Source organism: uncultured Paracoccus sp., assembly GCF_947487305.1.
Lineage (GTDB): Bacteria > Pseudomonadota > Alphaproteobacteria > Rhodobacterales > Rhodobacteraceae > Paracoccus.
In genome coordinates this window covers 113024-138426 of sequence record NZ_CANKWH010000006.1, presented here as the reverse complement: position 1 = coordinate 138426, position 25403 = coordinate 113024, and the positions used below count along the sequence as shown (strand labels likewise).

Below are 25403 nucleotides of genomic sequence, written 5' to 3'. Positions count from 1 at the left end.
CATCCGCAGGCCGGTCCGCGCGCCGCCGCCGGGTGGGGGCGGGACGGCACCGCTGCATCGGATCGCCCGCATGGGCTTTGCTGTATCAGACGGGATCACCGGCCCGTGAAACCCGTCCGAATTGTCTGATCGCAGCCGCAGGGAACCGCCCGGCCGCACATCAAGGAGTAGGGAAATGTCAGAGGCTACCACCGCAAAGCCCGAAAAGATCCGCTGCGACGCCTGCCCGGTCTTGTGCTATATCGCCGAGGGTCGCTCGGGCGCCTGTGACCGCTATGCCAATCACGACGGCAATCTGGTTCGCCTCGACCCGCTGACCATCATCGAGAATGCCATCGACAAGGGCGTCAAGGCGGTGCCTTTCCTGCGCGATACCGATGGCAATGACTGGGACGGCGATCTGGTGCAGGGCAAGCGACCCTTCATCACCGCGGTCGGTGCCGGCACCACCTATCCCGATTACAAGCCCGCCCCCTTCATCGTCAGTCAGGACGTGGACGGGGTCGACATGGTGACGGTCGTGACCGAGGGTATCTTCAGCTATTGCGGCGTTAAGGTGAAGATCGACACCGACCGCTTCCTCGGCCATGAACGCGCCATCGTGCGCGTCGATGGCGAGCCGATCGGCCATGTGATGACCAGCGAATATGGCTCGAAGATGCTGTCGCTCGGCGGCGTCGAGCATCTGACCGGGGGCAGCAAGAAAGAGGGCCGGATCACCTGTGACGCGCTCTTGCGGCTGTGCAACCGCGAGGCCGTCGAAATGACCATCGACGAGGGTGCGACCGTGGTGGTGCAGGCCGGCAAGGCGCCGATCGTGAACGGGGTCGAGGAGCATCTGATGCGCGTCGGCTGCGGCTCGGCCACCATCGGCATGTTCGCCTCGGATTGGGCCCAGCATGTCGACGAGGTGGTGGTCGTGGATGACCACATCACCGGCGTCCTGTCCGAACATCAGGCCGGCAAGCTTCTGAACGTGCCGCCAAGCGGCATCCGGGTGAACGGCCGCCGCTCGACTCCGGGGCGCTATTTCCAGGTGGCCGATCCCGGCACCGGCTGGGGCGGCACCAATATCGAGGACCCGCTGTCGATCCTGCGCGAGCCCGATCCCGAGGTGGCCTGGCAGGGACTGCGGTTGCTGATGGTCTCGACCACGGGCGAGCAATATGCCTATTTCGAACTGGACGAGACCCTGAAGCCGGTCGCCACCGAGATGCCCGAGGACCTGAGGGCTTCGGTGCTGGCCATTGCCGAGAATTGCGAACCCTCGATCTGTTCGGTGCTGTTCATGGGCGGGGCCGGCGGCAGTCTGCGCGCCGGTGTGACCAAGCGGCCGGTCGGGCTGACCAATTCGGTCAAGGACTCGCTGACCCATGTCACTTGCGGCGGTGCCGATGCCTATGTCTGGCCCGGCGGCGGCATCACCGTCATGGCCGATGTGCTGAACATGCCGACCAATTCCTTCGGCTATGTCCCCACCCCCGCGCTCGTGGCCCCGATCGAGTTCACCATGCGGCTGGCGGATTACGCCGCGCTTGGCGGGCATATGGATCACGTCCGCACGCTGGCCGAAGCCATGCCGCGCGAGGTGCGCCGGGTCGAGCCGATCGATCCCGATGGCGATCCGACCGCGCGCAGCAACTATCGCTGGAAAGCGGACCGTCCCGCATGACCGGCGCGGTGGCAGCGCGTCTCGGGGATGGCAGCCGGCTGCATCTTCAGCATGGCCCCATCGACCTGATCATCGGGGCCGATGCCGCCCCGGGCGGCGACCGCGACCGGGCCTTCGCGGCGGCGGTGCGGCGCTTTGACGGGCTGCTCGAGGAACTGGTGGCCGAACTGCCGCTGCTGCGTGCCGAGCTTCTGCCGGATGCGCCCGAGCCCCGTGGCCCGGTCGCGCGCCGGATGCACCGGGCAGCCCTGCCCCATTCGGGCGCGATCTTCGTCACCCGCATGGCCGCTGTCGCCGGTGCCGTCGCCGACGAGATCCTGGCCGCGATGCTCGCCGCCGAGCCGCTGCATCGGGCCTATGTGAACAATGGCGGCGATATCGCCCTGCATCTGGCGAACGAGGCCGACTATACCAGCGCCATGGCCGGAACCGACGGCACCGATCTGGGCCGCATCCGGATTCACGGCGGGGACGGAATCGGCGGCATCGCCACAAGTGGCAGCGGCGGGCGCAGCCTTTCCTTCGGCATTGCCGACAGCGTGACCGTGCTGGCCCGCAGCGCCGCTGCGGCGGATGTGGCCGCGACCCTGATCGCCAATGCCGTCGATCTGCCCGGCCATCCCGAGATCCGCCGCACCCCGGCCAGCGCATTGCAGCCCGACACTGACCTTGGCGACCGCCCGGTCGTCACCGGCGTCGGCCGGCTGTTTTCATCCGAGATCGATGACGCCCTGTCCGCCGGTGCCGCGCGGGCGCGCGCAATGGTCGGCAAGGGGCTGATCGCCGCCGCCGCCCTGTTCCTGCGCGGCGAGGAATGGCTGGTCGGGCGCCCGTTCCAGTCGGAAATTCACGAGAGAGAGGTGAGATATGTCCAGGGTTGATCTGCGCAAGCAAGTGCTGGTGGTCGAAGAGATCTTCCACGAGGGCGGCCCCGCAGCCGAGACGCCGCATCTGCGCGGCGCGGCCTTCGCGGTGATCCGCAATCCCTTCGCCGGCCGCTACGAGCCCGATATCCAGAGCTTCATGGAGGATCTGAAGCCGCTCGGCGTCGATCTGGCCACCAAGCTGGTCGAGGCGCTTGGCGGCGCCGACAGGATCGAGGGCTATGGCAAGGCCTCGCTGGTTGGCTCGGCGGGCGAGCTGGAACATGGCGCGCTGTGGCACGCGCCCGGCGGCTATGCCATGCGCGAGGCCATCGGCGGCACCAAGGCGATCGTGCCCTCGGCCAAGAAGGTCGGCGGCACCGGCGCGCGGATCGACGTGCCGATCACCCATATCAATGCCAGCTATGTGCGCAGCCATTTCGACTCGATGGAGGTCGGGATCAACGATGCGCCCCGCGCCGACGAACTGCTGTTCGCGCTGGTGATGACCACCGGCCCGCGCATCCATTCCCGCTCGGGCGGGCTGGAAGCCTGGGACATCAAGGGCGAGGACGGGCTGAAATGAGCGCCGAGATCAGGAAGATCTGCACCTGGGTCGAGGAGACCCATCAGGAGGCTGGCCGAGCCATCGTGCCGCCGACCCGCAAGGCGGTCGCCGCCGCCGTCATCGCCAATCCCTTCGCCGGGCGCTATGTCGAGGACCTGACGCCGCTGATCGAGATCGGCGCCGAACTGGGCGGGCTTCTGGGCGCGAAATGCGTCGCCGCGCTGGGGATCGAACCGGGCCAGGCCGAAAGCTATGGCAAGGCGGCGATGGTCGGCGAGAATGGCGAGCTGGAACATGCCGCCGCCCTCTTGCACCCCAAGATGGGCGCCCCGCTGCGGCAGGCGGTTGAAAAGGGCGCGGCACTTGTGCCCTCGTCCAAGAAGCGCGGCGGGCTGGGCCAGGATCTGGATATCCCGCTGGGGCACAAGGATGCGGCCTATGTCCGCAGCCATTTCGACGGGGTGGAAATTCGACTGAACGACGCCCCCCGCGCCAACGAGATCGTCGTGGCCGTGGCGGTGAGCGACAGCGGCAGGCCGCTGCCCCGCGTGGGCGGCCTGACCCATGGCGAGGCCAAGGGCGAAGACGGGCTGCGCTGAACGCGACCCCAACGGACGGCCCCACCCGCGCTCCCCTGCGGCGGCGGGGCCGCCCCTCCGTGTCTATCCGGCAGCGCCGGACCCCATGCGATCACAGGAGAATGACATGCTGAGCATCGACGAGCGTCCCGACCGGCAGACGGTCATCACCACCTATGATGTCACCCCCGGCACCTTTCTCGACCTGCTCGAGCGGCTCAGGGATGCCTACGAGACGTTCCTTCGCCACCAGCCGGGATTTCTGGGCGCGGGCCTGCATGTGAACGACGCCCAGACCCGGATCGCCAGCTACTCGCAATGGCGCAGCCGCGAGGATTTCCAGAACGTGCTGCGCAGCCCCGAGATGCGGGAACGGAATCGTGAATTCTCGGCGCTGAGCAAATCCTTCGAGCCGGTCCTGTATGACGTGCTGGAAACCTTCGCGTCAGGCCGATAGCGCGCAGGAAATCCTTTTCGATAAGCCATTTAGCCGTGTTTGATCGGCGCGCGGCTTCGTCCTTGACAATCGGATCATCTCGCGTATTTTCGTTTGTATACTAACAATAGGCCCCGCCATGACCTACATCGTCACCGAGAGTTGTATCCTGTGCAAATACACCGATTGTGTCGAAGTCTGCCCCGTGGACTGCTTCTACGAGGGCGAGAACATGCTGGTCATTCATCCCGATGAATGCATCGACTGCGGCGTCTGCGAGCCCGAATGCCCGGTGGACGCGATCAAGCCCGACACGGTGGCGGGGCTTGACAGCTGGCTTCAGCTCAATACGCGGCTGGCCGGACAATGGCCCAATATAACCCAGAAGATCGATCCGATGCCCGAGCATGAAAAATGGGCCGAGGTCGAGGGCAAGCTCGCGCATCTTTCGGAAAACCCGGCCTGACGGTCGCGACCAGAACCAAGTGAGGATCAAGACATGACCGAGATCAGCCTGACCGCGACCGAGACCCCGGCAGCCTTTCCCATCCCGACCGGTGTCTTCGCCGAGACCGTGACCGAGGTGCAGCATTATACCGACCGGCTGTTTCGGTTCCGCATCACACGTCCCGCCAGCTTCCGCTTCCGCTCGGGCGAGTTCGTGATGATCGGCCTGCCCAATGCCGAAAAGCCGGTCTATCGCGCCTATTCCATCGCCAGCCCCTCCTGGGACGAAGAGATCGAGTTCTACTCGATCAAGGTGCCCGACGGGCCGCTGACCGAACATCTCCAGAAGATCCGCGAAGGCGACACCGTGCTGATGCGCAAGAAGCCTACCGGCACGCTGGTCCATGACGCCCTTCTGCCGGGCAAGCGGGTCTACATGTTCTCGACCGGCACCGGCATCGCGCCCTTCGCCTCGCTGATTCGCGACCCCGAAACCTACGAGAAATTCGACGAGGTGATCCTGACCCATACCTGCCGCGAGATCGAAGAGCTGACCTATGGCGAGAACCTGGTGCGCGAGCTGCTGGAAGATCCGCTGGTCGGCGAGATGGCGGCGGGGCGGCTGCGCCACTATGCGACGGTGACGCGCGAGGCCTATCACCAGACCGGCCGGATCACCGACCTGATGCGCAGCGGCAAGCTGTTCGAGGATCTGGGTGTGCCGCCGATCACCCCCGAGACCGACCGCGGCATGATCTGCGGCTCGATGGCCATGCTGCATGACACCAAGCAGGCGCTCGAGGAATTCGGGCTGGTCGAGGGGTCGAACAACAAGCCGGCCAGTTTCGTCGTCGAACGCGCCTTCGTCGATTGATCGCGGATCGGCCCACCCGCAACAAATATCTTGATCGAGTCCCGTTTGTCGTTAGCATACCAACAATAATCAACGGTTGAAGCCCATCGGAGGAGCATCGGCAATGGACCCCACCACCCCAACCGACGACGGCCCGCGCAAGCTTGTCATTCGCAATATCGGCCTGTTGCTGACCGGCAAGATCGAGGCGCCGATTGCCGATGCGGATTGCCTCATCGCCATCGACGGCAAGATCACCGCCATCGGCCGCGAACGCGATCTGGATCTCGAGGGTGCGACCACGCTGATCGATGCCAATGGTGTCACCCTCGCTCCGGGGCTGATCGACAGCCATATCCATCCGGTCGTCGGTGACTACACCCCGCGCCAGCAACAGCTGAACTGGATCGATTCGACGCTGAACGGCGGCGTGACCACGATGATCTCGGCCGGCGAGGTGCATATGCCCGGCCGGCCCAAGGATATCGTCGGCCTTAAGGCCATGGCGATCGCGGCGCAGCGCTGGTACGAGAATTTCCGCCCCTCGGGCGTCAAGGTTCTGGCCGGCGCCCCGGTGATCGAGCATGGCATGGAAGAGCATGACTTCAAGGAACTGGCCGATGCCGGGGTGAAGTTTCTGGGCGAGGTCGGCCTCGGCTCGGTCAAGGATGGCAAGACCGCCAATCAGATGGTCAGCTGGGCGCGCAAATACGGCATCCAGTCGACCATTCATACCGGCGGCCCCTCGATCCCCGGCTCGGGCCTGATCGATGCCGCCATGGTGCTGGAAACCGGCGCCGATGTCGTCGGCCATATCAATGGCGGGCACTCGGCCCTGCCCGATGACCAGATCGTCTGCCTCTGCGAAAGCTGCCTGAAGGGGCTGGAGATCGTCCATAACGGCAATGAGCGCGCGGCGCTTCTGACGCTGAATACCGCGCGGGAACTGGGCAAACTTGATCAGATCATTCTGGGCACCGACGGGCCGGCAGGCTCGGGCGTGCAGCCGCTTGGCATCCTACGCATGGTGTCGATGCTGTCGAGCCTCGGCAATGTCGCGGCCGAAACCGCCTTCTGCTTTGCCACCGGCAACACCGCGCGCCAGCGCGAACTGGATGTGGGCCTGATCGAGATCGGCTATTGCGCCGATTTCGTGCTGATGGACCGCGCCCAGCACGCCCCCGGCAAGACCATTCTGGAAAGCGTGCAGCTGGGCAACCTGCCGGGTGTCGGCATGACCATCATCGATGGCCGCGTCACCAGCCAGCGCAGCCGCAATACCCCGCCGGCAGACCGCATCCCCGCCCTCGTCACGGGACACTGAGTCGGGGCTGCTGCCAACCGCGCTTTTCGTTGGTATGCACGCAAACATCACCTAAACTGATCGTTGCAGCGCAAGGGGGGCAGCGCGATGGAGTTGAGTTTCGAGCTGAACGGCCGGCCTGCCCATGTCCGGGTCGACCGGCACCGGACGCTGCTGCAGGTCCTGCGCGACGATCTGGGGCTGAACGGGCCGAAATATGGTTGCGGGCTGGCGCAATGCGGCGCCTGCACGGTGCTGGTCGATCAGGCCCCGGCGCGCGCCTGCGTGATGCGGGCGGCGCGGGTCGCCGGTCGCCGGGTCAGCACGCTGGAGGGGCTGGCCGATCGGGAAACCGGGCGTCTGCATCCGGTGCAGCAGGCCTTCATCGACTGCCAGGGCGCGCAATGCGGCTATTGCCTGAACGGCATGGTGATGACGGCCTGCGCCCTGCTCGCCGGCAATCCCGCGCCAGGCGAGGCCGAGATCCGTCAGGCGATGCGCGACAATCTGTGCCGCTGCGGCGCGCATCAGGAAATCATCGCCGCCATCCAGCGCGCGGCCATCCTGCTGAGGAATGACGAGGCCGCGCATGGCTGACGCGGCACCGGCGGGGCGGATCTCGGTCTATGAGGACCGGCCCGAGGGCCGCATCACCTTCCTGCAGCTTGATGGCGATGGCATCGCCACCGGCTTCAACGGCCATGTCGATCTGGGAACCGGCATCGAGACGGCGCTGGCCCAGATCATCGCGGAAGAACTTGACCTGCCGCTCGACCGGGTCGGCGTGGTTCTGGGCGATACCGCCCGCACCCCCGATCAGGGCGCGACCATCGCCTCGGAAACCATTCAGGTCGCGGCCCTTCCACTGCGCGCCGCCGCGGCGCAGTTGCGGCAGGTGCTCAAGGATCGGGCCTCGCAGCGGCTGAACGCCGCGCGGGACGAACTGGTGCTGACCGACGGCACGGTCCGCTGGCGCGACATGGTGCTGGATTATGCCGGGCTGGTCGGCGGGCTTGATCTCGCGCTGCCGCTGGATCCCGATGTGCCGCTGAAATCGCCGCGTGATTACCGCATCGTCGGCCAGCCGGTCGGACGCCGCGATCTGCCGGCCAAGGTGACGGGCGCCTTCACCTATATCCACGATCTGCGCATCGAGGGCATGTTGCATGGCCATGTCATCCGCCCGCCCTATGCCGGGCGCGACAGCGGCGCGTTCATCGGCCAGAGCCTTGTCGGCGTCGACGAGGACTCGGTCGCCGGGCTGCCCGGTCTTGTCGCCATCGTCCGCGAGGGGGATTTTCTGGGCGTGGTGGCGGAAAGCCCCGAGCAGGCGCAGGTCCTTGCCGAGACGCTGATCGCCCATTGGCGCATTCCGCCACCCCTGCCGGACATGGGCGATCTGAAACAGACGCTGAAGGACTTTCCCTCGACCCCGCGCCTTCTGGACGCCAGCGGCGATTTCGACCGGGGGTATGAGCAGTGCGGCATCCGGCTGGAGCGGACCTATCTCTGGCCCTATCACCTGCATGGCTCGATCGGCCCCTCCTGCGCCGTCGCCGACTGGAATGCCGGTCAGCCGATCGTCTGGAGCGGGACGCAGAACCCGCATATGCTGCGCGACGATCTGGCGCTGCTGGTCGGACTGGCGCCGGATGCCATCGATCTGCGCCGGCTTCAGGCCGCCGGCTGCTATGGCAGGAACTGCGCCGATGATGTCTGCGGCGATGCGCTGCTGATGGCGCGCGCGGTGGGCCGGCCGGTCAGGGTGCAGCTGACGCGGGCGCAGGAACATCTGTGGGAACCCAAGGGCGCGGCGCAGCTGATGGAGGTCAAGGGCGGCATCGGTGCCAATGGCGATCTGGGTGCCTATGCGCTGGACAGCTGGTATCCCTCGAACCGTGGCCCCAATCTGGCGCTATTGCTGACCGGACGGATCTCGCCCGCGCCGCATCACGCGATGATGGGCGACCGCACCATCGTTCCGCCCTATCGCGTGCCCAACAAGCGCATCACCTGCCATGACATCGCGCCGATGGTGCGGGCGGCGTGGATGCGCGGGGTCTCGGCCCTGCCCAACACCTTCGCGCATGAGAGCTTTGTCGACGAGCTGGCCTTTGAGGCGGGCGAGGACCCGGTCGCCTTCCGCATCCGCCATCTGGACGATCCGAACGAGGCCGATCTGGTGCGCCGCACCGCCGAGGCCGGTGGCTGGCAGGAACGGGACGGCCCCCGCTTCCGGCGGCAGGGGCGCATGGCCTATGGTCAGGGCTTTGCCTTCGCCACCTATGTCCACGGCCCCTTCCCCGGCACGGCGGCGGCAGCGGCGGCCTGGGTCTGCGATGTCGTGGTCGATACCGAAACCGGCGAAGTTACGCTGACCCGGGTCTTTGTCGGTCAGGATCAGGGGCTGGTCATCAACCCCGATGGCGTGCGCGCCCAGATCCACGGCAACGTCATCCAGACCGCCAGCCGCGCGCTGCGAGAAGAAGTGACCTTCGATCAGATCTCGCCCACGCCGAAAAGCTGGGCCAGCTATCCGATCCAGACCTTCGACGAGGTGCCCGAGATCGGCACCCTGCTGATCGAGCGGCCCGAGGCCCCGGCGCTTGGTGTCGGCGAAAGCGCGGCGGTTCCGGCGGCGGCGGCCATTGCCAATGCGATCTTCGACGCCACCGGCATCCGCCTGCGCGAGGCGCCCTTCACCCCGGAAAAGGTGCGCGCGGCCCTGGCCGAGCCGGACCCGCCCCGCGCTGCCGCGCTGCTGCCCCTCGCCCCGAAGGCAAGCCCCATCGCCCGGCTGCGCGACGTCGTGACCCGCCGTCCGCTGGCTGTGGCCAGTGCCATCGGCGGGGCGCTGACCTTTGGCGCGCTGGCCCTGCCGCTGCACTCCGGCATTCCCCCCCTGCGCGCGCCTGCCGCCGAAACCTTCTCGGCCGAGACGATCGAGGCCGGGCGGCAGGTTTTCGCGGTGGGCGATTGCGCCGTCTGCCACACCGCCGAGGGCGGCACCGCCAATGCCGGCGGGCGGCCGATGCAGACGCCCTTCGGCACGGTCTATTCGACCAACCTGACCCCGGACCCCGAAACCGGTCTCGGGCTGTGGAGCTATGCCGCCTTCGAGCGTGCGATGCGCCACGGCATCAGCCGCGATGGCAAGAACCTCTATCCGGCCTTTCCCTATACCGCCTTCGCCAGGATCCGTGACGAAGACATGTATGCGCTCTATGCCTATCTGCAGACCCTGCCGGCGGTGGCCTCCGAAACCCCGCGCTCGGCCATGCTTGCGCCGGTGAACCTGCGGCCGGTCAATGCAGTCTGGAACCTGATGTTTCACGACCCGGAACCGCTGCAGGACGACCCGGCGCAATCCGAGGCGTGGAATCGCGGCCGCTCTCTGGTCGAGGGTGCCGGCCATTGCAGCGCCTGCCACAGCCCGCGCAATCCGCTGGGGGCGGAAAAGACCGGCGCCGCGGCCTATTCCGGTGCGCTGGTCGATGGCTGGTGGGCGCCCGCGCTGGCCGGCACCGCCGCCGGCAAGCGCGGCTGGACCGAGGACAGCCTCTATGGCTATCTGCGCAACGGTCATGCGCCGGGCATTGCCAGCGCCTCCGGCCCGATGGGCGAGGTGGTCCACAGCCTCCAGGGCGCCGCCGATGCGGATCTGCGGGCCATGTCAACCTATCTCGCCTCGCTGCTGACGCCCACCGAGGCCCCGCTGCTCAGCGAGGGCCGCCCCCTACCGGGACAGGGATCGCAGATCTTCCGCGCCGCCTGCGCCAGCTGTCACGAGCCCGGCCTGCCGGGCGCGGAAACCGCCGCGCAACTGCCGCTCACGCTGTCCACCGCGATCCGCGCGCCGCGCCCCGACGGGCTCGCCACCGTCATCCGCGAGGGCATCGAGGCGCCGCTGTCGCTGAACCTGCGTGACATGCCGGCCTTCGCCCCGGAGCTGAGCGATACCCAGATCGCCGAACTGACGCAGTATCTGCGCGCCAGATTCGCCCCGGATCTGCCCGCCTGGCGCTGAGCCTGGCGGATGGCCGGAAGCCGGGTCATCACCTCCGGCGCAGCTTCAAGTGGAAATCACCCCTGCCCGCCCGCCGAACCGGCAGCCGCAAGGCGCCAAGGCACAGGCCACCGCGCCCCGGACGGCTCGGCCACGGGCCGCCCCGCGCGGTCCCGCCTGCGGCACCGCGCCACCGCGCCCCCGTCCGTTTTCAAAACCTGCTGTCAAATGAATGCAGTACGGGTGATACGACCAGCCGTCCGCCAGGTGACGCCAACCGGCGAAGCGGCGGTTCCCTGAGTCACGGCGGCGGCAGCGTCCCGGACGACCCCATCAACAGCCCGGAGAGGCCAGGAATTTCCGCCTTCCACAACCCTGCGGCGAACCATACCGAACGGTTCGAAAATCTGTAAAACGGTTCGAAAAATTACTTGCGTACTAACGAGTTTAGTGGTTCCATCAAACCGGGAAGAGACTCGTAAATTCGCAAAAATCGCAGAGAACCAAGATAATCCGCCGGTCATGTGACGGGCCGGACAGGGCGCGATGATGCCCGGAACAAAAGCGCATTCCGTCAGGAGGAGGACGTTATGAAGGCTGTATTCGCCACGGCACTGATCGGTGCGGCGGGGCTCAGTGCCACCACCGCTTCGGCTGCGAACATCACGCTCTGCGGGGCATCGCCCGGCGGGCTCTGGAGCCTGATCGGCGTCGGCCTCGATGCTGCGGTGCGGGCCGAGGATCCGTCCTCGACCGTCACCTATCAGACATCCTCGGGCGGCTTTGCCAATATCGCCCAGATCAAGGCCGGCGGCTGCGACATCGGCATCGTCCATGTCGGCGAGGCGCTGATCGCGGCCAAGGGCGAGGCGCCCTTTACCGAGCCGGTCGAAGGGATCGGGGCGGTGGCGCTGATGTATGACAAGGCGCCGATGCATTTCCTGATCTCCAAGTCCTTTGCCGAGAAATACGGGCTCAGCTCGATCGCCGACCTGAAGGACAAGGGCGCACCGCTGAATCTTGTGTCGAACCGTCGCGGCATCCTGCCGGCGATCCTGCTGGAAAAGTCGCTGGAAAAGGTCGGCGTGACCTATGACCAGATCAAGAAGGATGGCGGCTCGGTGCAGTTCGAGGGCAGCAGCGGCGCGCAGGAGATCATGACCGACGGCCGGGCCGACATGTGGGTGAACGCCACCTTCATCGGCACCTCGGCGATCGAGGCCATTGCCCAGGCCAACCCGATGACGCTTCTGTCGGTGCCGCCCGAGGTCAGCGCCGAGATGGCCAGCGAATACGGCTCGCAGATCGTCACCATCCCGGCCGGCTCCTATGAATGGCTGGAACAGGACGTGCAGACATTTGGTGCCCGCGCCGCCATCGTTGCCGCCAACGACGCCAAGCCCGAAGTGATCGAGCTGATCGCCCGCGCGATCAAGAACCATCCCGAGAAGATTGCCGAGGTCCATGCCGAAATGGGCGGCTTCACGCCCGAATTCGCGGCCTCGCTGGATGTCATCGACTATGTGCCGGGCGTTGCCGAGATCTACGCCGCAAACTGATCCACTGCGCCACAAAGCCACTACGAGCCTTGCCACCCCTTCCTTGCCGGAAGGGGACGGCTGCTTCATGAAGCGCAAGACGTGAAGGGATTCCATGCAGTTTCTGGCATATCTGTTCGACACCAGCTTCCGGCGCCGCCCGCAGGGCTGGATGGTCTGGCCGATGACGCTCTACTGCGCCGGGGTCGCGGTCTGGGTCATCTCGGCCGCGACCTGGATGCGGGTCGATTCCCTCGCCATGACCATCATCTTCCTGTCGCTGATCCTCGTGCCGTCCTTCCTGCTGGTTGCGGCGAGCCCGCGCTCGAACCCCAGGCACGCCTCCTGGCTCGACTGGATCCTGTCGGCGGCGGCGGCGGCCTCGGCGGTCTATTTCATCATGAACATCTCGGTCACGGCCGAGCGGGTGTCGCTGCTGACCCCGCTCAGCTGGCACCAGTTCCTGTTCGCCGGGATCATGATCCTGCTGACGCTCGAGATCACCCGCCGCACGGTGGGGCTGTTCCTGATGCTGCTGGTGCTCAGCTTCATCACCTATAACCTCTTCGGGCATCTGCTCAGCGGTCCGATGGCGCATGGCTATATCTCGCTGCAGCATTTCGTCGATATCAACGTCTATACCTCGGACGGGCTGTTCGGTGCGCCGGTGCGTGTCGCCGCGACCTATGCGTTTCTCTTCGTGCTCTTCGGCACCATTCTCGAGCGCGCCGGCGGCGGGGCCTTCTTCTTCGGCCTGTCCTCGGCCCTGACCGGGCGCTCGCCCGGCGGCCCGGCCAAGGTCGCGGTGGTGTCCTCGGCGCTCTTCGGCACCATGTCGGGCAGCCCAACCTCGGATGTGGTGGCGACCGGCTCGATCACCATTCCGATGATGAAGAAGCTGGGCTACCGCGCCGAAATGGCCGCCGGCACCGAGGTCGCGGCCTCGACCGGGGGCAGCCTTCTGCCGCCGGTGATGGGTTCGGCCGCCTTCATCATGGCCGAAGTCACCGGACTCGATTACCTGGCGATCTGCTTTGCAGCGATCGTTCCGGCGGTGGTCTATTACATCGGCATCTACATCCAGGTGCATATGCGCTCGACCACGCTTGGTCTGAAGCCGCTGGACGAGGCCGATGTGCCCAAGCTGCGCGATGTGATGATCTCGGGATGGCCCTATCTGATCCCGCTCGTGGGCATGACCGCAATGCTGGTGATGCACTATTCACCCAGCCTCACCGCCGTCGCCGCCTCGGCCATGGTCTGGATCGTGGCGCTGGCCCGCCGCTCGACCCGGCTGACGCTGGTGCCGACCATCGAGGTGCTCAGCGAAACCACGATCCGCATGATCGGCGTCACCGGTGCCTGTGCGGCGGCGGGGCTGGTGGTCGGCGGCATCACCATGACCGGGCTGGCGTCGAAATTCTCGGTTCTGGCCTTTGGCATGGTCGGTGACAGCACCTTCATGATCCTGCTGCTGTCGGCGCTGGTGACGATCATCCTCGGCCTCGGCATGCCCACCCCCTCGGCCTATGTGCTGGCGGCGGTTCTGGTCGGGCCGACACTGGTGAACGAGTTGGGACTGCCGCTGATGTCGGTGCACATGTTCATCCTCTATTACGCGGTGCTTTCGGCGATGACGCCCCCGGTCGCGGTGGCCAGTTTCGCAGCGGCGGCGATTGCCGATGCCAACCCGATCAAGATCTCGCTCGAGGCGATGCAGCTGGCCGTGACCGCCTTCATCATGCCCTTCGCCTTCATCGCCAATCCGGGCGTGCTGCAACCCTGGGCCTCGACCGGCGATGCCATGCAGGCGCTGAGTGTGATCATGGGCTGCATCATCATCGCCATCGGCGCGGAAACGGCGCGGCGGACCACGCGGGTCTGGGGCTGGCTCGCCATCCTCGCCGGCATCTGCCTGCTGTCGCCCTGGATCGAGGCCAAGATCGCCGGTCTGGCGCTTGCCGCCTTCGTCACTCTCCGGCTGCGCCAGAAGCGCATCCAGCTTCCGGCCGCCTGAGGCCGGGGCACCCTGCAACCACTCATCTCTACAACACGTCAGAAAAGGAACGCCATGCTGATCGATATGCGCAAAGTTGACCAACTGATCGAACTCTGGTTCGACGAGGACAACAACTATTTCGACCTGACCGCGAAGATCATGGTGGATGACGATGCCGTGGCCACCTTCGGGATGAACGCGCGCGAGGATATCATCCTCTCTGGCCTGCCCATGGCCGAACTGATCTTCAAGAAGCTCGACCCGAATTGCACCTTCGAGGCGCTCTACAAGGATGGCGACCGGATCACCGCCGGCACCACCTTCGCCAGGATCAGCGGCAATGCCCAGGCCCTGCTGACCGCCGAGCGCGTGGCGCTGAACCTGATGCAGCGGATGAGCGGCATCGCCGGCGTCACCGCCGATTACGTCAAGGAAATCGAGGGCACCGGCGCCTTCCTCGTCGACACCCGCAAGACCACGCCGGGCCTTCGGATGCTCGAGAAATATGCCGTCACCTGCGGCGGCGGGCGCAACCACCGTCTGGGTCTGGATAACGGCATCATGCTGAAGGACAACCACATCGCGGTGGCCGGTTCGATCACGGCGGCGGTTGCGCGGGCCAAGGCCCATGCCCCGATCCTGACCAAGATCGAGGTCGAATGCGACCGGCTCGATCAGGTCAAGGAGGCGCTGGAGGCCGGGGCCGATGTCATCATGCTGGACAACATGACCAACGAGGCGATGCGCGAGGCGGTGGCCTGGGTCGCCGGCCGGGTGCCGCTGGAATGCTCGGGCGGGGTGCGGCTCGATACCATCCGCGGCAAGGCCGAGACCGGCGTCGACTTCATCTCGGTCGGCCGCATCACCCAGTCCGCGCCCTGCGTGGATATCGGGCTGGACGACGTCTGATCCGTCGCCGCCACGAGCAAGACAGAACCGGAGCCATTCATGTCGTTCAAGGGAACCCTCTTTCTGGTCGTCGGCCCCAGCGGCGTCGGCAAGGACACCTTGCTGGACGGTGCCAGGGACAGGCTGGGACGGTATGAATTCTACCGGTTCTGTCAGCGCTACATCACCCGCGACCCCGAGGCCGGGGGTGAGGATTACGTGGCCGTCACCACGGCGGAGTTCGAGGCCTTGCGGGACGGGGGCGCCTTCTTCCACCAGTGGCAGGCGCATGGCCTCAGCTATGGCCTGCCGATGGATCTGCTGGACGATCTCAGGCGCGGGGTGAACGTGATCGTCAACGGTTCGCGCCGCGAGCTCGGGCAGATCGCCGCGCTGTGGGACCAGACCCTGATCGTCTCGATCGAAGCCTCGCCCGAGGTGATCGCGGCACGGCTCAGGGCGCGCGGCCGCGAAAGCGAGGCCGAGATCCAGCGCCGCATCGCCCGTCAGGCCGAGATCCCGCAGGTCGGGCGCGGCGTGGTCCGGGTGCGGAACGATGACAGCCCCGAGGCCGGGATCAATGCGCTGGTGCAAGCCATCGTCGGCAGCGCCCGCCAGCATTTCCACGGCAAGGCCGCCAGCCTGAAGACGGCGAACGGCAATCTCTGCATCATCTCGAACGACCATCCGGTCGCCGAAATGATGCGCGCCCAGGGCAGCCGCGTCGAACTTCTGACCCGCTCGGGCCGGGCGCTGGTCGCCGAACTGGCCTATGAGACCGCGCCCGCCTTTCCGGCCGATACCTGCCTGCTGGACGTGAAACTTGCCAGCCAGCTTGACGTCGAGGGCGATGCGCTCCTCGAGATGCGGCCCTCGCCCTCGCCCGCCAGCCGCGAGGTGTTGCGCCGCAAGATCCGGGGCGAGGAACTGTCGGCCGAGGATATCGAGCAGGTGGTGGATGACATGGTGCGCGGCCGCTATTCGCGCAGCGAGCTTGCGGGCTTTCTGGTCAGCGCCGCCAATGGCCTGACCACCGAAGAGGTGGTGGCGCTGGCCAAATCCCGCGCGCGGCGCACCGAGAACGTGCATTGGGATGCGCCGGTCGTGGTCGACAAGCATTCGATGGGCGGCATTCCCGGCAACCGCATCACCCCGATCATCATTCCGATCGTCACCGCCGCCGGGCTGATCATGCCCAAGACCTCGTCCCGGGCGATCACCTCGGCCTCGGGCACGGCGGATGCGATGGAGGTTCTGGCGCGCGTCGATCTCTCGCCCGACGAATTGCGCCGGGTCGTCGGCGAGGTCGGCGGCTGCATCGCCTGGAACGGCAATCTGACCCACTCGCCCGTGGATGACGTGATGAACGCCATCAACCAGCCGCTGGGGCTGAAATCGGCGCAGCTCGACGTGTCCTCGATCCTGTCGAAGAAGCTGGCGGCGGGTTCCACCCATGTGCTGATCGACATGCCCGTCGGACCCGAGGCCAAGACCCGCAGCAGTGCCGAGGCCGCCGCGCTGGAGACACTGTTCCTGACCGTGGCGCGCGAGCTGGGCATCAGCGCCCATGTGATGATCACCGATGGCAGCGGACCGATCGGCCGGGGCATCGGGCCGGCGCTGGAAATGCGCGACGTGATCGCGGTGCTGGGCAATCACCCCGAAGCGCCGGCCGATCTGCGCGACAAGGCGCTGCTCTATGCCGCTGCTATCCTTGACTGGGCGGCACCCGAGGCCGGGCGAACCGGGCGCGAGCGGGCCGAGGCGCTGCTGGATTCGGGTGCCGCCGCCGCGCAATTCCGCCGGATCGTCGCGGCGCAGGGCGCGCGCGCGAATGGCCTGCCGGCACCCGCGCCGCTCTCCGAGGTGATCGCCACCGACAGCGACATGATCATGCCGGGTTTTGGCGTCCGTGCCATCGCCGCCATCGCCCGGACCAGCGGCGCACCATTGGTGCCCACAGCCGGGGTGGACCTCCTGGCCCTGCCGGGTGATCAGCTAAAGGCCGGGGCGCCGCTGCTGCGGATCCACGCCGCCACCAGCTTTGCGCTGGAACGGGCGACGGCGCGGGCGCATGAGGCACTCAACAGCGGCAGCCTGTTCCGTCGTCCCACCCCGCCCCCGGCGCCGACCAGATGAGCCTTGACCGGCGCCGGCTGATCGGCTGGGGCCTTCTGTCGTTTCTCACCCTGCTGATGGGCGCGGCCCTGTCCCGCGCCGGCCTGCCGGGGGCATGGCTGCTGGCCGCGATCCTCGCCGGCATCCTGCTCGCTGTGATGCGCCCGACCCCGCGCCTGTCCGTCCCCGACAACCTGTTCAACGCCGCGCAGGCCGTCATCGGCTGCACCATCGCCGCGGTGATCGACCCGGACTTGCTCATGCAGTCGCCCGAGGTACTGGTCTGGGCCGGTTTAAGCTGTCTCGGCACGCTTGCCGCCGGGATGCTCGCAGCTTTGCTGGTGGCGCGGATCAGCCGCATCGATCTGCGCGATGCCATCTGGGGCTTCATGCCCGCCGTGGCCGGCGCGATGATCGTCATGAGCGAAGGCCGCGCCAGGGATTCCCGCATGGTGGCGGTGATCCAGATCCTGCGGCTGATGGTGGTCCTGGGCGCGCTGGCCGGGATCAGCGCGGCGCTCAGCCTTGGAACCGCGCCGACCCTGCCCCCGGCCGAGCCGCATTTCCCCGTGGCGCTGCTGGTCGTGGCGCTGCTCGTCCTCGCCGCGCCGCGCCTGCGCGCGATTCCGGCGCTGCCCTTCGTCGGACCGCTGCTGATCGGCACGGCACTCGGGACGACGGGTCTCGACCTGTCGTTGCCACCACTGCTGGTGGTGCTGGCCTTCGTGCTGGTCGGCTGGCAGGTCGGGCTGCGCTTTACCCCTGAGGTGCTGAAACAGGCCGGTGCCGCCCTGCCGGCGATCCTCCTGGGTTCGGTCCTGCTGGTCGGCTGTGGGCTCTTGCTGGCGGGCAATCTGATCCTGATCGCCGGCAAGGACCCGATGACCGCCTTTCTGGCGACCGTGCCCGGAAGTCTCGACAGCCTGTCGATCATCGCCATTCAGACCGAAGCCGAGCTGACCTTCGTGCTGACGTTGCAGGTGACGCGGATGTTCGCGGTCCTGCTGCTGACCCCGCTGCTGTCGACGCGATTTGGATAGCCCCGCCCGCTATGGCCGCCTTCGCCGTCAGCCCCGCAGGGCGGCGCCACCACGTCCCATGACGGCGGTTATGGCCAGATATTTAGCCTGCAAGCGCCGCATCCTGCGCAAGCTGTCTGTGTCCAATAATCTTGCCTTATCGGACCTGTATGGAGTATCCTCCGCGACATGAACAAAAGCCCTCTGAAACCGCCCTCGCGCGCCGCCGATCTCCTTCCCGGCGGGGAAGGTGACGACAGCGCGACCCTGCCCGTCTCCGCCGCCCTGCCCGTCTCTGCCGCGCTGGACCGGCTGACCGAGACCGCCCGCGACTATGCGCGCGGTGCCCTCGCCCCGAATACCGCCCGCGCCTATGCGCGGGACTGGGCCGATTTCGCCCGCTGGTGCCGGCGGCGCGGCGCCAGTCCCCTGCCCCCCTCGCCCGAGCTGGTCGGGCTTTACCTCGCCGATCTGGCCGCCTCGCTCTCGGTCGCTTCGATCGAGCGGCGGCTCTCGGGGCTCGGCTGGACCTACACCCAACGCGGCCAGCCTCTGGACCGCGCCAACCGCCACATCGCCACCGTGCTGGCCGGCATCCGCCGCAAACATGCCCGCCCGCCCAAGCAGAAAGAGGCCATCCTGCCCGGCGATCTGATCGAAATGATCGCCACCCTGCCCCATGACCTGCGCGGCCTGCGCGACCGGGCGATCCTGCTCATTGGCTTTGCCGGCGGTTTAAGGCGGTCCGAGATCGTCAGCCTCGATCACGGGCGCGAGGATACGCTGGACCAGGGTGGCTGGATCCAGATCCTGCCCGAAGGGCTGCTGGTCACGCTGAACGGCAAGACCGGCTGGCGCGAGGTCGAGATCGCGCGGGGGTCGTCCGACCAGACCTGCCCGGTCCATGCGCTGGAACAGTGGCTGCACTACGCCCGGATCGGTTTCGGCCCGGTCTTCGTCGCCGTCACCCGCGACGGGCTGAAGGCGACCTCCAACCGGCTCAGCGACAAGCACATTGCCCGGCTGGTCAAGCAGACGGTCCGCGACGCCGGCATCGGCCCCGACGCACCCGAGGCGGAACGGCTGGCGCGCTATTCCGGCCACAGCTTGCGCGCCGGTCTGGCCAGCAGCGCCGAGGTCGATGAGCGGCATATCCAGAAGCAACTGGGCCATGCCAGCGCCGAAATGACCCGCCGCTACCAGCGCCGCAGGGATCGGTTCCGGGTGAACCTGACCAAGGCGGCGGGGTTGTGAGAGGTCAGTCCTCCAGAAGATAGGCCATCAGGTTCTGGTGGCCATGCAGGATGCGGATGATCTCGACCCCCTGCCCGTCCCATCGGTAGATCACCAGATGCGAGCCATTGGGATGGATCCTGACGGGCGGGGAAAACTCCGTCCGCTCCCGGGCCAGGTCCGGAAAGGCGGCCAGAAGGTCGAAGACCGCGAACAAGCCGTCCGTATAGCGCTCTGCCTGTTCCACACCGCAGGTCGCGGCGCCTTGGCGCCAGATTTCTGACAGGTCGGATTCAGCGGCGGGCCGAAGGGTCCAGCCCTCACTTTCCGGCATGTTCCGCGCGTATCCGGGCCTTGAAAGCCGCGCGGTCAAGCGGCTTGGCGGGGCCGCTGGCAACCCCGGTTTCGATGGCGGCCTGGATATCGGTGATCGCCTGCTGGCGCTGCCGGTCGCGCCGGATCAGATCGCGCACGTAATCGCTGGAATTCGCGTAACGCCCTGATTTCGCCTGATCTTCAACCCAGGACTTCATCGGGTCCGGGAGAGAGATGTTCATCGTGCCCATGGCGGCCTCCTTCCAGCCGAAGATATGGCAAAGTTTGCCATATGGCAAGCGATAGCCGGGATTCGCGTCAGGGGCATCGAGATGGAAATCCCGCGATGGCGAAGGGCCAGAGAGACCTTGCTGGCGGGGAAGTCGGCAGGTCAATGAAAGCCGACCTTCCCCGACAACCTTCCCTGCGGGGAAGGTCACTCGATCTGGTCGAGAAGCGAGGCGACGGCGGCCTCGAGCCGGCGGCGGTCGACGGTCGAGAAGTCGCGCGGCAGGCGAATCTCCAGACGGCCATTGGCGGCGGTGCATTTGGCACTGCCCTGCGGGCGGGTCAGCTGGAAGGTGGTCTTGGCCTTGCCCGCTGGCACCGGCGCGGCGGGTTTCTTCGGCGCCGGTGCGGGCTCGCCGAGCGGATCGTCGCCCTGCCCCGCGTAACGCCGCAGCACGTCGAGCTCGTCCTTGACGCTGCGATTGTCCCAGTCCTTCAGCTCGGCCTTGATCGCTGCCACCATGCCCGGCACCTCGTCGATGCGGGCCGCCAGCGCGATGCCAAGGGCGCGCGGGATGTCCTGCGGAAAGAGCAGGCTTTCCCAGAGCCGCCGGACCAGCGGGATGAAATTCCGGATATAGCTGCGCTTCTGGTAGCCCGCCGATTTGAACAGGATCGCCACGGCCTTTTCCGGGTCGGTCTCGGCGGTGCCGGGGTCCATGGCATAGTCCACGGCCAGCTGTGCCATCTCGGCAAAGGAGATGTCCTTGCGCACCAGGTTCTCGTCCACCATGCGGCGATACAGCTGTTCGAGATGATCACCGCGCGCGATGATACCGGCGGGGATCTGGCCCCAGGCCTCGGCGTCGCCGGTTTCCTTCAGAAGCTCGCGATAGGCCGACAGACGGCGCCAGCCCTGCACCAGCTCGTAACGACCCTCACCCGCTGGCTCGACGCGGATCGGGTTCGAGAGGCCGATCTCGCGGATCGAGGCGACCAGTTCGGCCAGTTCGAAATCCGGGCCGTTCTTGCGGTCGCGGGTCAGCTTGTAGGTCTGGATGCTATCGAGCGGGATCAGGTCGGTGATCAGCCCGGCGCGCTTCATCCGCACATGTTCCTGTGCCAGGGCGTCATTCTCGGCCCGGATCTTCGCCTCGACCTCGGCCCGGTCGCGGCTCGATTCGGCGGTTTCGGCGATGGCGGTGGCCATCGGGCCACGGCGCGGCTCGGGCGCGGCCTTCTCTGCTTCGGCCTTCCCCGCGGGGAAGGTTTCAGACGCCTCATCCGGCATCTCGATCTCGAACATGCGGCGCTTGCGGCTCATGCCTCACCCTCCAGCTTGTCCCATGCGGTCAAGACGTGACCACGGAATTCTTCATAGGCCTGATCGAAACTGGCGCGCGCGCGGCGCCAGGTTCCGCGCGTCATCTCGCGGTAATCGATCTCGTAGATGGAACTGAGGAAGCGGCCCGACTGCTCGACCGCGCGCGTCAGCTCGATCGGGTGCTGCGCCATGCGGTCGCCGAAGACCTGCTGGAAGGCGCCGAGCATGGCCTGATGCAACTCGTTCGACGGCTCGTAGCGGGTCATCAGGAAGCGGACATCGGCGAAGGCCTTGGGCAAGGCGATCTTCCCCGTGGGGAAGCTTTCGAACCCGTGGGACAGATCCTCCAGCGCCTCGGCCAGCTGGCCGATGAAGCTGGTGGTGGAATCGTATTCCCAATAGCCGGGGCCGGAGGGGATATAGAGCATGTCGGCGGCGAAGACCGCGTTCATCGACTGGTAGCCGATGGCCGGGGGGCAGTCGAAGAGGATCAGGTCATAGGCGTCGTCAGCCAGGCTGTCGAGGAAGCGCGAGACGGCGCCGAAGAAGGTCCATTCCGGGTTCAGGTGGCGATACTGGGCGCTTGCGAACTCGACGAAGGCGGCATTGGCGCAGCTGGGAACAATGTCGATGGTGGGCCAGGCGGTCGGCTTGATGAAATCGGCCGGGCGCAGCGTGCCAAGACCCATGTCGCGGATCGAGGCCGGCAGCTTGCGCTGGGGCAGGGCGGTCCCGCTTTCGGCACCCGCCGCACTGCCATTCATCCGGTCGGTCTCGCGTTCGAGGTCGCGGGCCATGATGCCCCAGACGGTGTGATCCTCGCCCACATCATTGAGGCCCATCGAATGGCTGAGCGTCGCCTGCGGGTCGAAATCGACGACCAGCACGCGATAGCCATCCAGCGCAGCGGCATGGGCGAAGTGCAGGGCCACGGTGGACTTGCCGGCGCCGCCCTTGAAATTGGCGATGGCGGCGCGGAAGGCGCGCTTGCCCTCGGGGCGCGGCGGCATCAGCGTCTTCTTGTTGATGCGGATGCGGCGGCGCAGCTCGTTGATCTCGTCGAGGCTGAACCAGCGCTGGCGGCCATCCTCTTCGACTTCCCCGAGGGGAAGGTTCAGGTCGGCCAGCTTGCCGCGGAAGGTCGACTGGTTGATGCGGAAGATGAGCTCGGCCACCTCCCAGGAGGAGAAGCGGCGCAGGGTCTTTTCCAGCTCGGGCGAGAAGGTCTGCCGACGGATCCAGCCCTGCATCTTGAGAGATTGTGCCTGAAGCTGCGCGAGGTTTTCGTGCGTATACATGTTGTGCCTGTATTTGCGGACGCTAATTACTGCTATATTGGCTTTTACGCCGGATTTGCGCTTTTGGCAAAAGGCAAGTTAAGGTGAGGGCAAGAATAACCCAGGTCAGCGCCTGTTGCGCGAATCGGGGATGCAACGCCCGCAGGGTGCCGCGCGTTGCACACCGTGGAATGGGGGACGCGCTTGGGTAATCTGCAAGATATTGGGTGACATCCAAGGCGAATAGGGTGTCATCCAGCATGTCCCCCTATACCAGTGATACCGTTTTTTTCTTGTCGGATTTGGACCGGGAAAGACGCAACAGTTCAAATGGCTTGACAGAATCGCTGATCCGGACGCAAATGCTGTAAGGATGGTGAAAAGCGTTTTACGCAGCACAAGACCAGCGGGGCGGAAGACCCCGAGACGCATCCCCAGAGGCAAAGGCCCGGCAAGGGTCACGAGACAGAAGCCCGAAACGGGCACGAGGCAAACGCCCGAAAACGGGCATGAGGGGCCGGGTCAGCCGGCGGGCAGGACCGTGATGCAGATCATTCGGCCGGTGGGTCGTGAGGCGTCAGCGAAGAAATATGACCTCCTGTCGGCGCTGATGGCACATGCGCTGGCCGGGGACCAGCATCGGCAAAGGCTGGTGCTGCGGCTGATGGCGCTGATCACCACCCGCTATAACTGGCAGCGCGACGAGCTGACCATGGGCCAGCGCGAGATGGCGCGGCTGTGGTGCGTGGACGAGCGCACGGTGAAGCGCGACATGGCGCGGCTGAAGGCCCTGGGCTGGGTCGTCGTCAAGCGGCAGGGCGCGCGGGGCAGGGTGTCGGTGCTGGGCCTGGGCCTCGAACGGATCATGCTGGATACGCGGGCCGAGTGGGCGCATATCGGGCCGGATTTCGTCGAAAGGGCAGGGGGGGCGGCACCGGTGCCGGAGAGCACGGTGGTGCCGTTCCGCCCGCGCGGCGCGGTCGAGGCCGGGGACGGCACCTGGGGCGCGGCCTGCCGGCAGCTCGCGGGCGAGGACCCGGCGCTCTACGAGGCCTGGTTCGCGGCGCTGAGCGAGGCGGGCTGCGAGGGTGGCGTGCTGGTTTTGATCGCGCCGACGCGGTTCCATGCCAGCTACGTTGCGGGACATTTCATCGGCCGGCTGCTGAGCGCGGCCAGCCGCGCCGATCCGGCGATCCGCGCGGTGCGCATTCGCAGCGCGGGGGAAGGGTAGGGGGAAGCCCTTAACAAAGATTTAACCGACTTTGATGCAGATCAATGTTCCGGTTGAGCAGGCCCGGTAGATCGCCCGCATGAGTTGGGTGTTACAGCATGAACGGCCAGTGCCTGCGGGCCTCGATCGGGGGGTTGCGGCTGCGCCGGTGCTGGTCGCGGTGGTTTGGTGGGTAACAACTCTGCTGGCAGGGGCCGTCTATGCCCTGCCGGCTTCCACCGCCCCGCTGCTGGACATCCAATTCACCGAGTCTCCGGCCGCCAGCTTGGTGGCCGGGGCCGAGGGGGAGCGTCTGTGATGCGGCGCGTGCTGGCCGTGATCCTGCTGCTGGTTCTGCCCGGCTGTCGCGAGGAGCGGACGCAGAGCGTTGATCCGCTGCCGCTGACCGGGGCGGCAGTTGGCCAGCCCGGCCCCAAGGCGCAGGTGCATCTGAAGGGTCTCGAGGGCGCGCCCTTGTTCTTTGCGCAGGTGCGCGACGCCGTGGCCTATTCCCGCCATCCCGATCGCAGCCATCCGGTCCTTGCGATCTGGGTCAGCGACATGGGCGCGGCCGGTGCGACATGGGAAAAGCCGGGGGCGATGAACTGGATCCATGCCGGGGCGGCGCATTACGTTGTCGGCTCGTCGCGAAGGGGCGGGTCGGGCGAGCCGGAACTGGTGCCTTTCGCGCAGGAAGCGGCGGCAAGGGATTTCGCGGCGGCGCAGGGCGGGGTGGTGATGGACCTGGTGACGATCCCGGATTCGGCGGTGGACGGGGAATAGCGCATTCCCTCGGCCCGCCCGTCATGCCACAGTCGGGCTTCCCGTCCCCGGTTCCCTGTTGCCCATGTCCGAACCTGTCCCCGAGATCCTGCGCAAGTCCCTGCTGCTCAGCGGGCTGAGCGAGGCCAACCGGGCGCATGTGCTGACGAGTGCGCTGCGCCGCAGCTATGGCGCGGGGGAGACGGTCTTCCTGCAGGGCGAGCCGGCGCGGGCGGTGTTCATCGTGCTCTCGGGCGCGGTGAAGCTGGTCAGGATGACGCCCTCGGGGGCCGAGGCGGTGGTGGCGATCATCGGGCGGGGGCGCAGCTTTGCCGAGGCGATGGTGCTGCGGCGGACGCCCTATCCGGTCACGGCCGAGGCGATCACGGCTTGCACGCTCATGCAGATCGACGGCACGCGGCTCAGGCAGTTCCTGGTCGAGAACCCGGAATTCGCCATCGATCTGCTGGCCTCGACCTTCGTGCATCTGCAGGGACTGGTCGAGCAGGTCGAAAAGCTGAAGGCGCATAGCGGGGTGCAGCGGCTGGCCGAGTTCCTGGCCGGGCTGGCCGAGGCCGAAAGCGGTTCCTGCGCGGTGGAACTGCCCTATAGCAAGCGGCTGATCGCCGGGCACCTGGGGATGCAGCCGGAAAGCCTGTCGCGGGCCTTTGCCAAGCTGCGCGAGAGCGGGGTCGAGAGTGAGGGCAACCGCGTCCTGATCGCCGATCTCGAGGCTTTGCGCGCGGTGGCGGCGGGCGAGCGGTAG

General features: G+C 66.7%; 24 protein-coding genes. 20 read left to right on the top strand and 4 right to left on the bottom strand.

What is annotated here, in order from left to right; all coding sequences use genetic code 11:
• Positions 1-175 precede the first annotated feature (175 nt).
• From Q1A36_RS09500 to Q1A36_RS09425, 16 genes are all read left to right on the top strand, one after another.
• Positions 176-1672, top strand: coding sequence for a 6-hydroxynicotinate reductase (locus Q1A36_RS09500; RefSeq protein WP_299842692.1), 1497 nt, complete (start codon positions 176-178; stop codon positions 1670-1672).
• Complete coding sequence (locus Q1A36_RS09495) at positions 1669-2553, top strand: UPF0280 family protein (protein WP_299842689.1); 885 nt, start codon at positions 1669-1671, stop codon at positions 2551-2553. Before Q1A36_RS09500 ends, Q1A36_RS09495 begins: the two co-directional genes overlap by 4 nt.
• A complete protein-coding gene (locus Q1A36_RS09490; RefSeq protein ID WP_299842686.1) occupies positions 2540-3121 on the top strand; it encodes an amino acid synthesis family protein in 582 nt (193 codons plus the stop codon). The genes Q1A36_RS09495 and Q1A36_RS09490 overlap by 14 nt, the downstream gene beginning before the upstream one ends.
• On the top strand, positions 3118-3702 hold the full coding sequence (locus tag Q1A36_RS09485; RefSeq protein WP_299842683.1) for an amino acid synthesis family protein: 585 nt from the start codon (positions 3118-3120) through the stop codon (positions 3700-3702). The genes Q1A36_RS09490 and Q1A36_RS09485 overlap by 4 nt, the downstream gene beginning before the upstream one ends.
• Positions 3703-3808: 106 nt before the next feature.
• Positions 3809-4138, top strand: coding sequence for an antibiotic biosynthesis monooxygenase family protein (locus Q1A36_RS09480; protein WP_299842680.1), 330 nt, complete (start codon positions 3809-3811; stop codon positions 4136-4138).
• 118 nt (positions 4139-4256) lie between these two features.
• The gene (gene fdxA, locus Q1A36_RS09475; protein ID WP_299842677.1) at positions 4257-4583 is read left to right on the top strand and encodes a ferredoxin FdxA; all 327 of its coding nucleotides are present in this window, start codon (positions 4257-4259) and stop codon (positions 4581-4583) included.
• A gap of 33 nt (positions 4584-4616) precedes the next feature.
• The gene (locus Q1A36_RS09470) at positions 4617-5438 is read left to right on the top strand and encodes a ferredoxin--NADP reductase (RefSeq protein ID WP_299842674.1); all 822 of its coding nucleotides are present in this window, start codon (positions 4617-4619) and stop codon (positions 5436-5438) included.
• 103 nt (positions 5439-5541) lie between these two features.
• Positions 5542-6741, top strand: coding sequence for an amidohydrolase family protein (locus Q1A36_RS09465; RefSeq protein ID WP_299842671.1), 1200 nt, complete (start codon positions 5542-5544; stop codon positions 6739-6741).
• An 87-nt stretch (positions 6742-6828) separates the two neighbouring features.
• Complete coding sequence (locus tag Q1A36_RS09460) at positions 6829-7317, top strand: (2Fe-2S)-binding protein (protein WP_299842668.1); 489 nt, start codon at positions 6829-6831, stop codon at positions 7315-7317.
• A complete protein-coding gene (locus Q1A36_RS09455) occupies positions 7310-10747 on the top strand; it encodes a molybdopterin cofactor-binding domain-containing protein (RefSeq protein WP_299842665.1) in 3438 nt (1145 codons plus the stop codon). The genes Q1A36_RS09460 and Q1A36_RS09455 overlap by 8 nt, the downstream gene beginning before the upstream one ends.
• 569 nt (positions 10748-11316) lie before the next feature.
• Complete coding sequence (locus Q1A36_RS09450; protein WP_299842662.1) at positions 11317-12285, top strand: TAXI family TRAP transporter solute-binding subunit; 969 nt, start codon at positions 11317-11319, stop codon at positions 12283-12285.
• Positions 12286-12379: 94 nt separating this feature from the next.
• Positions 12380-14281, top strand: a complete 1902-nt coding sequence (locus Q1A36_RS09445; RefSeq protein ID WP_299842659.1) for a TRAP transporter fused permease subunit — start codon at positions 12380-12382, stop codon at positions 14279-14281.
• 54 nt (positions 14282-14335) lie between these two features.
• Complete coding sequence (gene nadC / locus Q1A36_RS09440) at positions 14336-15172, top strand: carboxylating nicotinate-nucleotide diphosphorylase (protein WP_299842656.1); 837 nt, start codon at positions 14336-14338, stop codon at positions 15170-15172.
• Positions 15173-15211: 39 nt separating this feature from the next.
• A complete protein-coding gene (phnN, locus tag Q1A36_RS09435) occupies positions 15212-17290 on the top strand; it encodes a phosphonate metabolism protein/1,5-bisphosphokinase (PRPP-forming) PhnN (protein WP_299842653.1) in 2079 nt (692 codons plus the stop codon).
• Positions 17287-18309: an AbrB family transcriptional regulator gene (locus Q1A36_RS09430; RefSeq protein WP_299842649.1), complete on the top strand. Its 1023-nt coding sequence runs from the start codon at positions 17287-17289 to the stop codon at positions 18307-18309. Before phnN ends, Q1A36_RS09430 begins: the two co-directional genes overlap by 4 nt.
• A 168-nt stretch (positions 18310-18477) precedes the next feature.
• Positions 18478-19542, top strand: a complete 1065-nt coding sequence (locus tag Q1A36_RS09425) for a tyrosine-type recombinase/integrase (RefSeq protein WP_299842646.1) — start codon at positions 18478-18480, stop codon at positions 19540-19542.
• A gap of 4 nt (positions 19543-19546) precedes the next feature.
• On the opposite strand, the gene Q1A36_RS09420 is transcribed toward Q1A36_RS09425, so the two are convergent.
• From Q1A36_RS09420 to Q1A36_RS09405, 4 genes are all read right to left on the bottom strand, one after another.
• A complete protein-coding gene (locus Q1A36_RS09420) occupies positions 19547-19855 on the bottom strand; it encodes a type II toxin-antitoxin system RelE/ParE family toxin (RefSeq protein ID WP_299842643.1) in 309 nt (102 codons plus the stop codon).
• Positions 19842-20087: a type II toxin-antitoxin system ParD family antitoxin gene (locus tag Q1A36_RS09415; RefSeq protein ID WP_299842640.1), complete on the bottom strand. Its 246-nt coding sequence runs from the start codon at positions 20085-20087 to the stop codon at positions 19842-19844. Before Q1A36_RS09415 ends, Q1A36_RS09420 begins: the two co-directional genes overlap by 14 nt.
• Positions 20088-20272: 185 nt before the next feature.
• Positions 20273-21388: a ParB N-terminal domain-containing protein gene (locus Q1A36_RS09410; protein ID WP_299842637.1), complete on the bottom strand. Its 1116-nt coding sequence runs from the start codon at positions 21386-21388 to the stop codon at positions 20273-20275.
• On the bottom strand, positions 21385-22686 hold the full coding sequence (locus tag Q1A36_RS09405; RefSeq protein WP_101754527.1) for an AAA family ATPase: 1302 nt from the start codon (positions 22684-22686) through the stop codon (positions 21385-21387). The genes Q1A36_RS09410 and Q1A36_RS09405 overlap by 4 nt, the downstream gene beginning before the upstream one ends.
• Positions 22687-23209: 523 nt before the next feature.
• On the opposite strand from Q1A36_RS09405, the gene Q1A36_RS09400 reads away from it, so the two are divergent.
• The 4 genes from Q1A36_RS09400 to Q1A36_RS09385 all read left to right on the top strand — a co-directional run bounded on the left by Q1A36_RS09400 (position 23210) and on the right by Q1A36_RS09385 (position 25403).
• Positions 23210-23896, top strand: coding sequence for a DnaA N-terminal domain-containing protein (locus Q1A36_RS09400; protein ID WP_299842632.1), 687 nt, complete (start codon positions 23210-23212; stop codon positions 23894-23896).
• Positions 23897-23975: 79 nt separating this feature from the next.
• Positions 23976-24194, top strand: coding sequence for a hypothetical protein (locus tag Q1A36_RS09395; RefSeq protein ID WP_299842629.1), 219 nt, complete (start codon positions 23976-23978; stop codon positions 24192-24194).
• Positions 24194-24658 (top strand): nitrous oxide reductase accessory protein NosL, encoded by a 465-nt coding sequence (locus Q1A36_RS09390; RefSeq protein ID WP_299842627.1) that lies wholly within the window; start codon positions 24194-24196, stop codon positions 24656-24658. Before Q1A36_RS09395 ends, Q1A36_RS09390 begins: the two co-directional genes overlap by 1 nt.
• Before the next feature lie 64 nt (positions 24659-24722).
• Entirely contained in the window at positions 24723-25403 is a 681-nt protein-coding gene (locus Q1A36_RS09385; RefSeq protein WP_299842624.1) for a Crp/Fnr family transcriptional regulator, read from the top strand.

Bases quoted from the DNA above. Each gene is read 5' to 3' on its own strand.
- Q1A36_RS09430 (WP_299842649.1), top strand. From the start codon at position 17,287: ATGAGCCTTGACCGGCGCCGGCTGATCGGCTGGGGCCTTCTGTCGTTT.
- Q1A36_RS09405 (WP_101754527.1), bottom strand. From the start codon at position 22,686: ATGTATACGCACGAAAACCTCGCGCAGCTTCAGGCACAATCTCTCAAG.
- Q1A36_RS09450 (WP_299842662.1), top strand. From the start codon at position 11,317: ATGAAGGCTGTATTCGCCACGGCACTGATCGGTGCGGCGGGGCTCAGT.
- Q1A36_RS09385 (WP_299842624.1), top strand. From the start codon at position 24,723: ATGTCCGAACCTGTCCCCGAGATCCTGCGCAAGTCCCTGCTGCTCAGC.
- Q1A36_RS09490 (WP_299842686.1), top strand. From the start codon at position 2,540: ATGTCCAGGGTTGATCTGCGCAAGCAAGTGCTGGTGGTCGAAGAGATC.
- Q1A36_RS09445 (WP_299842659.1), top strand. From the start codon at position 12,380: ATGCAGTTTCTGGCATATCTGTTCGACACCAGCTTCCGGCGCCGCCCG.
- Q1A36_RS09455 (WP_299842665.1), top strand. From the start codon at position 7,310: ATGGCTGACGCGGCACCGGCGGGGCGGATCTCGGTCTATGAGGACCGG.
- Q1A36_RS09410 (WP_299842637.1), bottom strand. From the start codon at position 21,388: ATGAGCCGCAAGCGCCGCATGTTCGAGATCGAGATGCCGGATGAGGCG.
- Q1A36_RS09425 (WP_299842646.1), top strand. From the start codon at position 18,478: ATGAACAAAAGCCCTCTGAAACCGCCCTCGCGCGCCGCCGATCTCCTT.
- Q1A36_RS09415 (WP_299842640.1), bottom strand. From the start codon at position 20,087: ATGGGCACGATGAACATCTCTCTCCCGGACCCGATGAAGTCCTGGGTT.
- fdxA (WP_299842677.1), top strand. From the start codon at position 4,257: ATGACCTACATCGTCACCGAGAGTTGTATCCTGTGCAAATACACCGAT.
- Q1A36_RS09500 (WP_299842692.1), top strand. From the start codon at position 176: ATGTCAGAGGCTACCACCGCAAAGCCCGAAAAGATCCGCTGCGACGCC.
- Q1A36_RS09480 (WP_299842680.1), top strand. From the start codon at position 3,809: ATGCTGAGCATCGACGAGCGTCCCGACCGGCAGACGGTCATCACCACC.
- Q1A36_RS09395 (WP_299842629.1), top strand. From the start codon at position 23,976: ATGAGTTGGGTGTTACAGCATGAACGGCCAGTGCCTGCGGGCCTCGAT.
- phnN (WP_299842653.1), top strand. From the start codon at position 15,212: ATGTCGTTCAAGGGAACCCTCTTTCTGGTCGTCGGCCCCAGCGGCGTC.
- Q1A36_RS09460 (WP_299842668.1), top strand. From the start codon at position 6,829: ATGGAGTTGAGTTTCGAGCTGAACGGCCGGCCTGCCCATGTCCGGGTC.
- Q1A36_RS09420 (WP_299842643.1), bottom strand. From the start codon at position 19,855: ATGCCGGAAAGTGAGGGCTGGACCCTTCGGCCCGCCGCTGAATCCGAC.
- Q1A36_RS09400 (WP_299842632.1), top strand. From the start codon at position 23,210: ATGCAGATCATTCGGCCGGTGGGTCGTGAGGCGTCAGCGAAGAAATAT.
- nadC (WP_299842656.1), top strand. From the start codon at position 14,336: ATGCTGATCGATATGCGCAAAGTTGACCAACTGATCGAACTCTGGTTC.
- Q1A36_RS09495 (WP_299842689.1), top strand. From the start codon at position 1,669: ATGACCGGCGCGGTGGCAGCGCGTCTCGGGGATGGCAGCCGGCTGCAT.
- Q1A36_RS09470 (WP_299842674.1), top strand. From the start codon at position 4,617: ATGACCGAGATCAGCCTGACCGCGACCGAGACCCCGGCAGCCTTTCCC.
- Q1A36_RS09390 (WP_299842627.1), top strand. From the start codon at position 24,194: ATGCGGCGCGTGCTGGCCGTGATCCTGCTGCTGGTTCTGCCCGGCTGT.
- Q1A36_RS09465 (WP_299842671.1), top strand. From the start codon at position 5,542: ATGGACCCCACCACCCCAACCGACGACGGCCCGCGCAAGCTTGTCATT.
- Q1A36_RS09485 (WP_299842683.1), top strand. From the start codon at position 3,118: ATGAGCGCCGAGATCAGGAAGATCTGCACCTGGGTCGAGGAGACCCAT.